Here is a 12,975-nt window from a genome sequence, read left to right as displayed (position 1 = left end):
CTACCGTGCGGCACCTTCCCACGGCCCGCGCAGGGACCACAAGGCCCTCAGGCGCGGTCCGCCCGCAGGCGTGCGCTGCGGTCACGCGCTGCGGCCAGCTGCTCGGCGACCCGCACGGGTGCGGTCCCGCCCACGGCGTCGCGCGACGCGAGCGAGCCCTCGACCGACAGCACGGAGCGGACCTCGGGGGTGAGGTGCTCGCTGATCGCCGCGAGGTCGTCGTCCGACAGGTCCCACAGCTCGATGCCGCGCTCCTCGCAGGTGCGGACGCACGTGCCGGCGACCTCGTGCGCGACGCGGAACGGCACACCCTCGCGCACGAGCCACTCGGCGATGTCGGTCGCCAGCGAGAACCCCTGCGGGGCGAGCGCCGCCATGCGCTCGGTGTCGAACGTCAGGGTCGCGACCATGCCGGCGAACGCCGGCAGCAGGACGGTGAGCTGGTCGACCTGGTCGAAGACCGGCTCCTTGTCCTCCTGCAGGTCGCGGTTGTACGCCAGCGGCAGGCCCTTGAGCGTGGTCAGCAGACCCGTGAGGTCCCCGATGAGCCGCCCGGCCTTGCCGCGCGCGAGCTCGGCGACGTCGGGGTTCTTCTTCTGCGGCATGATGCTCGACCCGGTGGAGTACGCGTCGTGCAGGCGGACGAAGCCGAACTCCTTGGTCGCCCACAGGATGACGTCCTCCGCGAGGCGCGACAGGTCGACGGCCGTCATCGCGGCGACGAACGCGAACTCCGCGACGACGTCCCGCGACGCGGTGCCGTCGATCGAGTTCTCGACGGGTCCGGCGAAGCCGAGCTCGGCCGCCACGGCCGCCGGGTCCAGACCCAGCGACGAGCCCGCGAGCGCGCCCGAGCCGTACGGCGAACGCGCTGCACGAGCGTCCCAGTCGGCCCAGCGCTCGACGTCGCGCAGCAGCGGCCACGCGTGGGCGAGCAGGTGGTGCGCGAGCAGGACCGGCTGGGCGTGCTGCAGGTGCGTGCGGCCCGGCATGGGTGCGTCACCGGCGACCTCGGCCTGGGCCACGAGCGCGTCGACCACGTCGAGCACCAGGCCCGACAGCACGCGCGACTGGCGGCGCAGGTACATGCGCACCAGCGTCGCGATCTGGTCGTTGCGCGAGCGCCCGGCCCGCAGCTTGCCGCCCAGGTCGGCCCCGGCCCGCTCGATGAGCCCGCGCTCGAGCGCCGTGTGCACGTCCTCGTCGTCGGGCAGGGGCGCGAACGCCCCTGACGCGACGTCGGCGCGCAGCCGCTCGAGCGCGTCGACCATGCCGGCGACCTCGTCGTCCGACAGCAGACCGGCGGCGTGCAGCACGTGGGCGTGCGCGACCGAGCCTGTGATGTCGTCGTCGGCGAGGCGCCAGTCGAACTGCGTCGAGCGCGAGAGGTCGGCGAGGGCCGCCGCAGGACCGGACGCGAAGCGTCCGCCCCACAGCGCGAGCGGGCCGGGCTGGTCGCTCACGCGTCGATGCCTCCCTGCGTCCCCAGGTCGGGGGCGTTGCCGAACTTGACGTCACGCGCGGCCGCGAGCTTGGAGCTCAGGCCGTAGATCTCGATGAAGCCGCGCGCTGCCGACTGGTCGAACGTGTCGCCGGAGTCGTAGGTCGCGAGGTTGAAGTCGTACAGGCTCGAGTCCGACCGCCGGCCGGTGACGGTCGCCCGTCCGCCGTGCAGGACCATGCGGACGTCGCCCGTGACGTAGCGCTGCGTGTCCTCGACGAAGACGTCCAGCGACTTCTTCAGCGGCGAGAACCACTGGCCGTCGTAGACCAGCTCGGACCAGCGCTGCTCCACACCACGCTTGAACCGCGCCTGCTCGCGCTCGACCGTGACGTTCTCGAGCTCCTGGTGCGCGGCGATCAGCGCGATGGCGCCGGGCGCCTCGTAGACCTCGCGCGACTTGATGCCGACCAGGCGGTCCTCGACGATGTCGATGCGCCCGACACCCTGGGCGCCGGCCCGACGGTTCATCTCCTGGATGGCCTGCAGCGGGGTCACGGGGACCTCGTCGAGCGCGACCGGCACACCCTGCTCGAACCGGATGACGACCTCGTCGGCGACCGGCGGGAACGTCGGGTCGTCCGTGTAGGTGTAGACGTCCTTGGTGGGGCCGTTCCAGATGTCCTCGAGGAAGCCGGTCTCCACCGCGCGGCCCCACACGTTCTGGTCGATCGAGAACGGGTTGTGCTTGGTGGTCGCGATCGGCAGCTTGTGCTTCTCGGCGTACTCGATCGCCTTGTCGCGCGTCAGCGCGAGGTCACGGACCGGCGCAAGGCACTTGAGGTCCGGCGCGAGCGACGTGATGCCGACCTCGAACCGGACCTGGTCGTTGCCCTTGCCGGTGCAGCCGTGCGCGACCGTGGTGGCCCCGAACTGGCGGGCGGCGCGCACCAGGTGCTTGACGATGACCGGGCGCGAGAGCGCCGAGACGAGCGGGTACCGGTCGAGGTACATGCCGTTCGCCTTGAGCGCCGGCATGCAGTACTCGGTCGCGAACTCGTCGCGGGCGTCGGCGACATAGGCCTCGACCGCTCCGCAGTCGAGCGCGCGGCGACGGATGACCTCGAGGTCCTCACCGCCCTGGCCGACGTCGACGGCGACGGCGATCACCTCGGCACCGGTGGCCTCGGCGACCCAGCCGATCCCCACCGAGGTGTCGAGGCCGCCGGAGTACGCGAGGACGACGCGTTCGGTCATGTCAGTTTTCTCCTTCTCGAGATCCGCTTGCATGAACATACATGCTCACGCGGACCTATGCATAACCCGCTCAGCCCTCGGCGAGCGTGAGGAAGCGGGCGGCGAGCGCGTCGCCGCCGGCGGGATCGCGCGAGATGACGAGCACCGTGTCGTCCCCCGCGATGGTGCCGAGCACCGAGGGCAACACGGAGTGGTCGACCGCCGACGCCAGGAACTGCGCGGCGCCCGGGGGCGTGCGCAGCACGACGAGGTTGCCCGACGCCTCGGCACTGACCAGGAGCTCGGCGCACAGCCGCGCCAGACGCGCCGCGAGGTGCTCGGTGTCCGACATCGTCGGCGTCCGGTCCCCGCCCTCCGCAGGCACCGCGTAGGCCAGAGCGCCCGTCGCCGTGCGGATCCGCACCGCACGCAGCTCCACGAGGTCCCGGCTCAGCGTGGCCTGCGTGACGGTGACGCCCTCCTCCGCGAGCAGGGCCGCGAGCTCCCCCTGGGAGTGCACGGTCCCCCGCTGCAGGATCGAGACGATGAGCGCGTGGCGCGCCGCCTTGGTCGCCGCCACCGTGGGCGTGCTCACACCCCCTCCAGCAGGAAGGTCAGGAGCGCCTTCTGCGCGTGCAGCCGGTTCTCGGCCTCGTCCCACACCACCGACTGCGGCCCGTCGAGGACCTCGGCGGTGATCTCCTTGCCCCGGTACGCCGGCAGGCAGTGCAGCACCAGGGCACCTGGTCGCGCGAGCGCGAGTGCTGGCGCGTCGAGCCGAAACGCCTCGAAACGCTGCTCCCGGTCGGCGGCCTCGTCCTCCTGGCCCATCGACGTCCACGTGTCGGTCGCGACCACGTCGGCACCGGTCACGGCTTCCGCGAGGTCGTGCACCACCGCCACCGAGCCGCCCGTCCGGGCGGCGATCTCGGCCGCCCGCGCGACCACCGCCGGGTCGGGCAGCGCGTCCGCGGGCGTCCCGATCCGGACGTGCAGACCGGCCGTCGCACCACCGAGGAGGTAGGAGTGGCCCATGTTGTTCGCGCCGTCGCCCACGTAGGCCAGCGTCGTGCCGGCGAGCGACCCGACGCCGCCGCGGTGCTGGGCGATCGTCGTGAGGTCGGCCAGCACCTGGCACGGGTGGAACTCGTCGGTCAGCGCGTTGACGACCGGCACGCCCGCCACCGACGCCATCTCCTCGATGCGCGTCTGCGCGTGCGTGCGCCACACGATCGCGGCGACCTGACGCCCCAGCACCCGCCCGGTGTCGGCGATCGACTCCCGCACCCCGATGCGCGCGAGCGACCCCTCGACCAGCAGCGGGAACCCGCCGAGCTCGGCGATGCCCGTCACGAAGCTGACCTGCGTGCGCAGCGTGGGCTTGTCGAAGATCACCGCGACCGCCCGCGGGCCCGCCAGCGGTGCCCGGAGGAACCGGTCGTCGCGCAGCGCGAGCGCGAGCTCCAGGACCTCCGCCTGCTCGTCGGGCGTCAGGTCGTCGTCGCGCAGGAAGTGGCGGGTCACAGGGTCTCCTCGGGGGCGAGGTCGGCCGGCAGTGCGGCGACCAGGTCGACGAACGGCTGCACCTGCTCGTCCGTCAGGATGAACGGAGGGGCGAGGCGCAGCGTCGTGGGCGTGCACGCGTTCACCACGATCCCGGCCTCGAGGGCGTCGGCCGCGACCTGCGCCGCCACGGGCCGCGTGAGCTCGACGGCGACGAGCAGACCCTCGCCGCGCACGTCGCGCACCAGGGGGTGACCGGTCGCGCGCAGCCGGTCACGCAGCCGCGCGCCCAGCGCCGTGACGTGCTCGAGCAACCCGTCGCGCTCGATCACGCCGATCGTCGCGAGCGCGGCCGCGGACGCGACGGGGTTGCCACCGAACGTCGTGCCGTGCTGGCCGCGGCCGAGCAACGTCGCGACGTCGGGGCCGTACGCGATCAGCCCGCCGACAGGGAACCCCCCGCCGAGGCCCTTGGCGACGGTCACGACGTCGGGGCGGACACCGCCACCGATGTGCGGGTGCTGGTGCGCGAACCAGCGCCCGGTGCGCCCCATGCCGCTCTGCACCTCGTCGAGGACGAGGAGCGCACCGTTCGCGGTCGTCAGCTCACGGGCCAGCGCGAGGTAGCCCGGCGGGAGGGTGCGCACGCCGGCCTCACCCTGGACCGGCTCGACGAACAGCGCGGCCACCTGGTCGCCGTCCTCGGCGAACGCCATACGCAGCGCGTCCGTGTCCCCGAACGGCAGGAACTCGACGCCCGGCGGCAGCGGCTCGAACGGCGCGCGGTACGCCTCCTTGTGCGTGAGGGACAGCGCACCCATCGAGCGACCGTGGAACGCGCCCTCGAGCGCGAGGACCCGGGGGCGCGCCCCGGCGGCGTGCCGACGCGTGAGCTTGAGCGCGGCCTCGTTGGCCTCCGTGCCGGAGCTCGTGAGGAAGACGCGGGAGCCGTCGGGCGCGTCGGCGAGCGCGACGAGCCGCTCGGCGAGCGCGACCTGCGCCGGGCTGGTGAAGAAGTTCGAGATGTGCCCGAGCGTGCCGAGCTGGGCGCTGATCGCCGCGGTGAGGGTGGGGTGGGCGTGGCCCAGGGAGTTGACGGCGATGCCGCCGAGCAGGTCGAGGTACCGCTTGCCGTCGGCGTCCCACACGTAGGGGCCCTGGCCGCGGACGAGCACGCGCTGCGGCGGGCCGAACGTGTCCATGACCGCGTGCGTGTACCGCTCCGTCCACTCGGCGACCGAGCCGACGGCCGCCGGGAGCGGCAGCGCGTCCTCGCCGCCCGCGGCACGGTGCCGGCCGGGGCTCGCGCTCACGGCCGCGTCGGGTGTCGTGCTCACGGGGTGCCCTCCTGGTGGTCCTCGCTCGCCAGGCGCACGGCGCGCACGGGCACGGTCGACGGGTGACCGTCGGGGTCGGCGTCGGGCAGCACCATCGTGCCGACGCCCTCGGACGTGAAGACCTCGACGAGGATCGAGTGCGTCGCGCGACCGTCGATGACGTGCGCACGCGGCACACCGCCCTCGACGGCCCGCCAGCACGCCTCCATCTTGGGCCGCATGCCCGCGTCCAGCCGCGGCAGGAGCTCGGCCAGCGCGGACGCCCGGATGCGTCGCACGAGCGACGCCCTGTCGGGCCAGTCGGTGTACAGGCCCTCCACGTCGGTGAGGATGATCAGCTTGCGCGCACCGAGCGCGACGGCGAGGGCCGCCGCCGCGGTGTCGGCGTTGACGTTGAGCACCTGCGTCGGGTCGTCGATGTCGGGGGCGACGGTCGACACGACGGGGATCCGGCCCGCACCCAGCAGGTCGAGCACCGCGCCGGGGTTGACGTGCACGACGTCGCCCACGAGGCCGACGTCGACCTCGTGCCCGTCGACGACCGCCGTCCGGCGGCGCGCCTGGAACAGCCCGGCGTCCTCGCCCGAGAGGCCCACGGCGTGCGGTGCGTGCGCGTTGAGGAGCCCCACCAGCTCGCGCGACACCTGACCCGTCAGGACCATGCGGACGACGTCCATCGCCTCGGGCGTCGTCACCCGCAGGCCGCCACGGAACTCGCTCGTGATGTCCAACCGGTCGAGCATCGCGTTGATCTGCGGCCCTCCACCGTGCACGACGACGGGTCGCAGCCCGACCTGCCGCAGGAAGACCATGTCCTCGGCGAAGGCGCGCTTGAGGGCGTCGTCGATCATCGCGTTGCCGCCGTACTTCACCACGACGAGCGCACCGGCGAACTGCTGCAGCCAGGGCAGCGCCTCGACGAGGACCTCGGCCTTCTGGTCGGGCCGCAGGTCGGTGCGGGTGTCGAAGACGAAGTCGTCAGGCACGTCGGTGGGGGTCACGTCGCTTCCGCTCATGTGGAGTACGCGCTGTTCTCGTGGACGTAGTCGTGGGTGAGGTCGTTGGTCCAGACGGTGGCGGCCGCGTCGCCGGCGTGCAGGTCGACCTCGACGTGCACCTCGCGCGACGCGGCGAGGTCCAGCTGCGCCGGGTCCTCGTGCGCGCCACCCTGCCGGCAGATCTGCACGCCGTTGATCGCGACGTCGAGGTCCGCCGGGTCGAAGGGCGCGACGTCCTCGGGCACGGTCCCGACCTGCGCGATGATGCGGCCCCAGTTCGGGTCGTTGCCGAAGATCGCGGCCTTGAACAGGTTCGACCGCGTGACCGCACGGGCGACGGCCACCGCGGCCGCCTCCGTCGTGGCACCGCGGACGTGCACGGCGACGTCGTGCGACGCACCCTCGGCGTCGGCCACGAGCTGACGGGCGAGGGACGCGCACACCCGCAGCACCGCGTCGGCAAACACGTCGCCGGCCGGCGCGACCCCGCTGGCACCGGACACCAGCAGCGTGACCGTGTCGGACGTCGACATGCACCCGTCGGAGTCGACGCGGTCGAACGTCACGCCCGTGGCTGCGCGCAGCGCCGCGTCCGCGGCGGCGGCGTCGACCACGGCATCGGTGGTGACCACCGACAGCATCGTGGCCATGGCAGGTGCGAGCATGCCCGCACCCTTCGCCATGCCTCCGACGACGAATGTGCCGTCCGGCGTCTCGACCCGGACGTGGGCGGTCTTCGCGACGCTGTCCGTCGTCATGATCGCGGCGGCGGAGTCGCGCCCGGCGCCCGCGTCGAGCGCGGCGACGAGGGGGCTGATCCCGGCGAACAGCTTCTCGCTGGCCAGCGGCACGCCGATGAGGCCGGTGGAGCACACGACGACGTCACCGGCGGAGACCCCGAGCTCCGCGGCCACCTTCTCGGCGGTCGCGTGCGTGTCCGCGAAGCCGAGCGGTCCGGTGCCGACGTTCGCACCGCCCGAGTTGAGCACGACGGCTGCCACCACACCGTCGGAGACGACCTGACGCGACCAGACCACGGGCGCACCGACCACGCGGTTCGTCGTGAACACCGCGGCACCCACCTGCAGCGGGCCGTCGTTGACGACGAGCGCCAGGTCCGGCTTGCCGGACGCCTTGAGGCCCGCGGTGACGCCCGCGGCACGGAAACCGGCGGCCGCGGTCACGCCCGGCGACGTACCGGGCGACGTGCCGTCGAGTGCGGGTCCGAGGTGGTCGGTCACGGGGCGACTCCGTTCCGCGGCAGGCCGAGGGTCTCCGGCAGCCCGAGCGCGAGGTTGAGGGACTGGACGGCACCGCCGGCGGTGCCCTTGACGAGGTTGTCGATGGCAGTGACGGTCACGACGCGGCCGGCCCGGGCGTCGTAGGCGACCTGCACGAGCGCGGTGTTGGCGCCGGTCACCGAGGCGGTCGTCGGCCACTGCCCGGCGGGCAGGAGGTGCACGAACGGCTCGTCGGCGTACGCCGCGCGCCAGACCTCGCGCAGTGCGTCGTCGTCGATCGTGACGTCGGGCGCGAGACGGGCCGTGGCGGTCGCGAGGATCCCCCGCGCCATGGGGACCAGCACCGGCGTGAACGACGTGCGCACGTCGGACGCGCCCGCGCTGCGCAGGTTCTGCGCGAGCTCCGGGATGTGCCGGTGGCTGCCACCCACCGCGTAGGGCACGGCGGCACCCAGCCCCTCGGACGCGAGCAGGTGCCCCTTGAGCGCCTTGCCGGCGCCGGAGTACCCGACGGCGAGCACGGCGACGAGGTCCGTCGTGTCGAGGAGCCCGGCCGCGACACCGGGCTGCAGCCCGAGCGTCACGGCGGTGACGTTGCACCCGGGGACGGCGATGCGTCGCGCCCCGGCCAGCTGCTCGCGCTGACGTCCCACCGCGTCCGGCACGACCAGCTCGGGCAGCCCGTACGTCCACGTGCCCGCGTGCGGACTGCCGTAGTACGCCTCCCAGTCGGCCGCCTCGACGAGCCGGTGGTCGGCGCCGAGGTCGAGGACCACGGGGTCCTCCCCCAGCGCCTCGAGCTCGGCCGCGACCTGGCCGCTGGCGCCGTGCGGGAGCGCGAGGACCACGACGTCGTGGCCCGCGAGCGCCTGCGCCGTCGTGGGCTCCAGGACGCGGTCCGCGAGGTCGCGCAGGTGCGGGTGGTGCTCGCCGAGCGGCGTGCCCGCGTTGGAGTGCGCCGTGAGCGTGCCGATGCGGGCTTCCGGGTGGTCGAGCAGCAGCCGCAGGATCTCCCCGCCGGCGTACCCACTGGCTCCGGCCACCGCCACCGTGAACGTCATGTGCATGAACATACAGTTGACTGCAGACAAATACCAAGGAGAAACGGGAAGGCCCGTGCCCGTGCCACGGTTGCGGCAGGCATGCGTGCCGTCATCGCGACCCGGGCCGGCGGCCCTGAGGTCCTCCAGGTCACCGACGCCCCCGACCCCGAACCGCAGCCCGACGAGGTGCTCGTGCGTGTCGCGGCGGCGGGCGTCAACTTCATCGACACCTACCGACGCGGCGGTGTCTACCGTATGCCGTTCCCGCACGTGGTGGGATCCGAGGGCGCGGGTGAGGTCGTCGCGGTCGGGTCCGAGGTGACGGCACTCACCCCGGGCGACCGCGTCGCGTGGGCATCGGCACCCGGCTCCTACGCCGAGCTCGTCACGGTGAAGGAGCGCGACGCGCTGCCCGTCCCGGCAGGCGTCGACGACACGACCGCCGCCGCCCTGCCGCTGCAGGGCATGACGGCGCACTACCTCGTCGTCTCGACCTTCCCCGTCGTCGCCGGGCACGACGTGCTCCTGCACGCGGGCGCAGGCGGCGTCGGCCTGCTCGCCACCCAGCTCGCCGCGGCCCGTGGGGCGCGCGTGATCTCGACCGTGGGCTCGCCGGACAAGGAGACGCTCGCCCGTGCGGCGGGCGCCATCGACGTCATCCGCTACCGCGAGCTGTCCGACCTCACCACCGAGCTGCCCGCCCTCGTGCGCGAGCTGACCGGCGGCCGCGGCGTCGACGTCGTCTACGACGGGGTCGGCAAGGACACGTTCGACGCGTCGCTGGCCTCGCTCGCCCGACGCGGGACCCTCGTGCTGTTCGGCGCGTCGTCCGGGCAGGTGCCGCCCGTGGACCTGCAGCGCCTGAACGCCGCGGGCTCCCTGTACGTGACACGCCCCACCCTCGGGGACTACACCGCCACCCGCGACGAGCTGCTGTGGCGGGCGAGCGAGCTCTTCGACCTCGCCACCGCGGGCGCGCTCGACGTGCGTGTCGGTGCCACGTTCTCCCTGCCCGACGCGGCCGACGCCCACCGCGCCCTCGAAGGGCGCGCCACCACCGGGAAGGTCCTGCTGCTCCCGTGACTCTCGACAACCCCGTCTTCACCGCCCCACCCCGCACCGTGACCGTCGAGGTGTGGTCCGACGTCGCGTGCCCCTGGTGCTGGATCGGCAAGCGCCGGTTCGCCACCGCGCTGCGCGAGTTCGCGCACCGCGACCACGTGGACGTGCACTGGCGGTCCTACCTGCTCTCCCCCGAGACCCCCGCCGGGCCCGGGCGGCCGGAGATCGACGCGCTCGTCGAGATGAAGGGCCTGCCCCGCGAGCGGGTCGAGCAGATGTTCGCGCACGTCGCTTCCGTGGGCGCCGGAGAGGGCCTGCGGTACGACTTCGCGCAGACGCTCGCCTTCAACACGTTCGACGCCCACCGCCTCCTGCACCTGGCCCGCGAGGCCGGAGGTGGCGTACTCGTCGAGACGACCATGGAGGCGCTGTTCTCCGCGCACTTCGAGCGGGGCGTCGACCTGGGCGCGGACGGCGCGCTCGTCGCGGTCGCGGCGCGGGCCGGGTTCGCGGCGCACGGTTGGGACGACGCACGCGTCACAGCGGCCCTCGCCGGCGGCGCGGCGACCGACGCCGTCCGTGAGGACCTCGCGACCGCCCGCGCGCTCGGCGTCACCGGCGTGCCGTTCTTCGTGGTCGACCGGAAGTACGCGGTGTCCGGGGCCCAGCCGGCCGAGGTGTTCGCGCAGCTGCTCGACGCCGGGTGGCGCGAGGCCAACCCGCTCGCGGCAGCACCGACCGGTGACACCTGCAGCGACGACGGCTGCTGACCGCCAACCGTCAGCGGCGCGCCGCGAGCAGCACGTCCGTCAGCTCGGTCAGCGAGGCGACACGCAGGTCGGCGAGCGCGACCTGCGCGCGCGACGCGTGGAGGTAGCCCCACGGTCCGCGGCGCAGGAACGCCGTCCGCATGCCTGCGGCGCGTGCCGGGAGCACGTCGTTGTCGAGCCGGTCGCCGACGTACAGCACGTGCTCGGGGGCGAGCCGGAGCTCGCTGAGGATGCGCGCGAAGAACGCGGGGGCCGGCTTGGCGACGCCCCACCGCGCCGACGACGCGACGAGGTCGAGGTCGACACCCGCGGCACGCAGCTGGTCCTCGGCGCCGGCGGGCTGGTTGCCGGCGATCGCGACGACGAACCCCGCCGACCGCAGCGACGTCAGGGTGGGCAGCGCGTCCGGGTACAGGTCGTCGGGCCCGATCGTCGGCCGTGACGCCGGCGGCTCGACGCCGAGCACGTCCCAGACGCGCGCGACCGGCTCACCCCGCTCGGCGAGGACGCCGAGGACCCCCATGAGGGCGAACGGCGTCACGCCGACCTCCCCCGCCGCCCGGGTCCACGCGCGGGTCTCGTCGACGAGCGTCTCCCCGACGTCCAGCACGACGGCACGCACGTGCGCGAGGGTCATCCGCTCACACTGCCACCACGGGCTCCGCCACGCGGACCTGGTCGAAGAACGCGACCTCGTGCGCGCACGACGTCAGGTACGCCGCCAGCATGCGCGCCCGCGTCGCGGCACCCACCTCGCGGGCAGCGGCGTCGGCCAGCTCGGTGGCCCGGGCCGCGGCCTGCGCGAACGCAGGGTCGCCGTAGGTCGCGACCCAGTCGCCGTACGGGTGGCCGGTCAGGTCCCCGGCCCGCGCGAGGATCCGTGCCCCGATGTCCGCGTACATGACGTAGCAGGGCAGCACCGCCGCGACGACCTCGGCGTAGGAACCCGTCAGGGCGACACCGAGCAGGTGGTCGACGTACCCGGTGGTCGTCCGGTCCGCGGGCCCCGTCCACCGGGCACCGGCCAGCCGCTCCTCGTGCAGGTGCCTCTCGACCTCCAGGCACCGGGCGGACCCCTGCGCCCAGAACACCTGCGCGTCGGCGTCCGGAGCGAGCTGGCTTGCACGGGCCAGGACGCGGGAGTACTGCGCGAGGTAGAGCGCGTCCTGGTGCAGGTACGCCTCGAACCGCTCGATCGGCAGGGTGCCGTCCGCGAGACCGCGGACGAACGGCAGGTCGTCGCACGCGGCGCGCAGGTCGGCTGCTCGCTCCCACGCGTCGGCGCCGAACGGCCGCGCACCGAGGGTGGGTGCGTGGTGCAGGTGGTCGACCGGGCCGCGTCCCGACCCCACCGCGAGCGCCTCCCCCGCGGCGATCGCTCCCGTGAGCCACCGCTTGGCCTCCCGCACGGCCGTCACCCAGTCCGGGCGGCGAGGGCGCAGCGCCGCGACGGCCGCCGACAGCGAGCACCCGGTGCCGTGCGTGCTCGTCGTGGCGACGCGCAGCGCGTCGAGCTCGGTCACGGTGCTCGCGTCGACGACCGCGTCGGGGCTGCCGTCGCCGTCGAGGTGACCACCTTTGAGCAGCACCGTGGCCCCTGACGACCGCGCCAGTCGCCGGGCCTGCCGGACCGCGTCGGGCCACGTGGTGGCCCGCGGCTCGCCCAGCAGCACCCCCAGCTCCGGCAGGTTCGGCGTCACGAGGTGGGCGCGCGTCACGAGCCGCCGCACCGCCTCCTCGGCGTCCGTGTCGAGCAGCCGGTCCCCGCTGGTGGCGACCATGACCGGATCGAGCACGATGACCGGCGGCTTCGTGCGGACCAGCCACGCGGCGACCTCGTCGGCCACGGCGCGCGTTCCGAGCATGCCGATCTTGACGGCGTCCACGGTGACGTCGTCGCTCACCGCGTCGAGCTGCGCGCGCAGGAACGCGACGTCGGGGACGTGCACGGCGCGCACGCCGTGACTGTTCTGCGCGACGAGCGCGGTGACGACCGCCATGCCGTACGCGCCGTGCGCAGCGAACGACTTGAGGTCGGCGTGGATCCCGGCACCGCCGGTCGGGTCCGTGCCGGCGATCGACAGCACGCGCACGCGACTGGCGGCGCGCTCGGGGACCAGGGCAGACGTCGTCATGGACATTCCCTTCGCTCGTACGAACGAGATCAGGTTCGACGGGTGTGATCTCAGCCCTGCTCGGTGCGGGGCACCCCGTGTCTCGTCACCGACCCTAGACCGTCCGGGTGATCGCGCCGAGGGCCGGTCTCGGCACCCGGACAGGTCGGGGCTGCACGGGCGATCCCGACGTCGGCACCTCGCCCCGCCGCTACGCTCGCGGTGCTGGT

Annotated in this window: 12 protein-coding genes and 1 riboswitch; of the genes, 2 read left to right on the top strand and 10 right to left on the bottom strand. The window is 73.8% G+C overall.

Annotated features, from left to right (window positions below):
* Positions 1 to 47 precede the first annotated feature (47 nt).
* From argH to argC, 8 genes are all read right to left on the bottom strand, one after another.
* Positions 48 to 1,463 carry an argininosuccinate lyase gene (gene argH / locus NP048_RS08180; protein WP_227577699.1) on the bottom strand — a complete coding sequence of 472 codons (1,416 nt, stop codon included), beginning with the start codon at positions 1,461 to 1,463 and terminating at the stop codon, positions 48 to 50.
* Positions 1,460 to 2,698, bottom strand: coding sequence for an argininosuccinate synthase (locus NP048_RS08175; protein WP_227577698.1), 1,239 nt, complete (start codon positions 2,696 to 2,698; stop codon positions 1,460 to 1,462). Before NP048_RS08175 ends, argH begins: the two co-directional genes overlap by 4 nt.
* A 70-nt stretch (positions 2,699 to 2,768) precedes the next feature.
* The gene (locus NP048_RS08170; RefSeq protein ID WP_227577697.1) at positions 2,769 to 3,272 is read right to left on the bottom strand and encodes an arginine repressor; all 504 of its coding nucleotides are present in this window, start codon (positions 3,270 to 3,272) and stop codon (positions 2,769 to 2,771) included.
* On the bottom strand, positions 3,269 to 4,201 hold the full coding sequence (gene argF / locus NP048_RS08165) for an ornithine carbamoyltransferase (protein ID WP_227577696.1): 933 nt from the start codon (positions 4,199 to 4,201) through the stop codon (positions 3,269 to 3,271). Before argF ends, NP048_RS08170 begins: the two co-directional genes overlap by 4 nt.
* The gene (locus NP048_RS08160) at positions 4,198 to 5,517 is read right to left on the bottom strand and encodes an acetylornithine transaminase (RefSeq protein ID WP_372456831.1); all 1,320 of its coding nucleotides are present in this window, start codon (positions 5,515 to 5,517) and stop codon (positions 4,198 to 4,200) included. The genes argF and NP048_RS08160 overlap by 4 nt, the downstream gene beginning before the upstream one ends.
* Positions 5,514 to 6,533, bottom strand: a complete 1,020-nt coding sequence (gene argB, locus NP048_RS08155) for an acetylglutamate kinase (RefSeq protein WP_256769462.1) — start codon at positions 6,531 to 6,533, stop codon at positions 5,514 to 5,516. Before argB ends, NP048_RS08160 begins: the two co-directional genes overlap by 4 nt.
* Positions 6,530 to 7,756: a bifunctional glutamate N-acetyltransferase/amino-acid acetyltransferase ArgJ gene (gene argJ / locus NP048_RS08150; RefSeq protein ID WP_227577694.1), complete on the bottom strand. Its 1,227-nt coding sequence runs from the start codon at positions 7,754 to 7,756 to the stop codon at positions 6,530 to 6,532. Before argJ ends, argB begins: the two co-directional genes overlap by 4 nt.
* The gene (gene argC, locus NP048_RS08145; RefSeq protein WP_227577693.1) at positions 7,753 to 8,817 is read right to left on the bottom strand and encodes an N-acetyl-gamma-glutamyl-phosphate reductase; all 1,065 of its coding nucleotides are present in this window, start codon (positions 8,815 to 8,817) and stop codon (positions 7,753 to 7,755) included. Before argC ends, argJ begins: the two co-directional genes overlap by 4 nt.
* A gap of 81 nt (positions 8,818 to 8,898) precedes the next feature.
* Between argC and NP048_RS08140 the strand changes: the two genes are divergently transcribed.
* Positions 8,899 to 9,882, top strand: coding sequence for a quinone oxidoreductase family protein (locus NP048_RS08140; RefSeq protein WP_227577692.1), 984 nt, complete (start codon positions 8,899 to 8,901; stop codon positions 9,880 to 9,882).
* Positions 9,879 to 10,631 carry a DsbA family oxidoreductase gene (locus NP048_RS08135; RefSeq protein WP_227577691.1) on the top strand — a complete coding sequence of 251 codons (753 nt, stop codon included), beginning with the start codon at positions 9,879 to 9,881 and terminating at the stop codon, positions 10,629 to 10,631. The genes NP048_RS08140 and NP048_RS08135 overlap by 4 nt, the downstream gene beginning before the upstream one ends.
* A 10-nt stretch (positions 10,632 to 10,641) precedes the next feature.
* Here the strand turns inward: NP048_RS08135 and NP048_RS08130 are convergent, their stop codons facing one another.
* A complete protein-coding gene (locus tag NP048_RS08130) occupies positions 10,642 to 11,268 on the bottom strand; it encodes an HAD family hydrolase (RefSeq protein ID WP_227577690.1) in 627 nt (208 codons plus the stop codon).
* Between the two features lie 4 nt (positions 11,269 to 11,272).
* On the bottom strand, positions 11,273 to 12,766 hold the full coding sequence (gene thiD, locus NP048_RS08125; RefSeq protein WP_227577689.1) for a bifunctional hydroxymethylpyrimidine kinase/phosphomethylpyrimidine kinase: 1,494 nt from the start codon (positions 12,764 to 12,766) through the stop codon (positions 11,273 to 11,275).
* Positions 12,755 to 12,854, bottom strand: a riboswitch (TPP riboswitch). Its footprint overlaps the gene before it by 12 nt.
* Positions 12,855 to 12,975 lie beyond the last annotated feature (121 nt).

It is taken from the genome of Cellulomonas xiejunii (genome assembly GCF_024508315.1).
GTDB classification, from domain to species: domain Bacteria; phylum Actinomycetota; class Actinomycetes; order Actinomycetales; family Cellulomonadaceae; genus Cellulomonas; species Cellulomonas xiejunii.
This window is presented reverse-complemented; position numbering and strand designations above follow the sequence as displayed.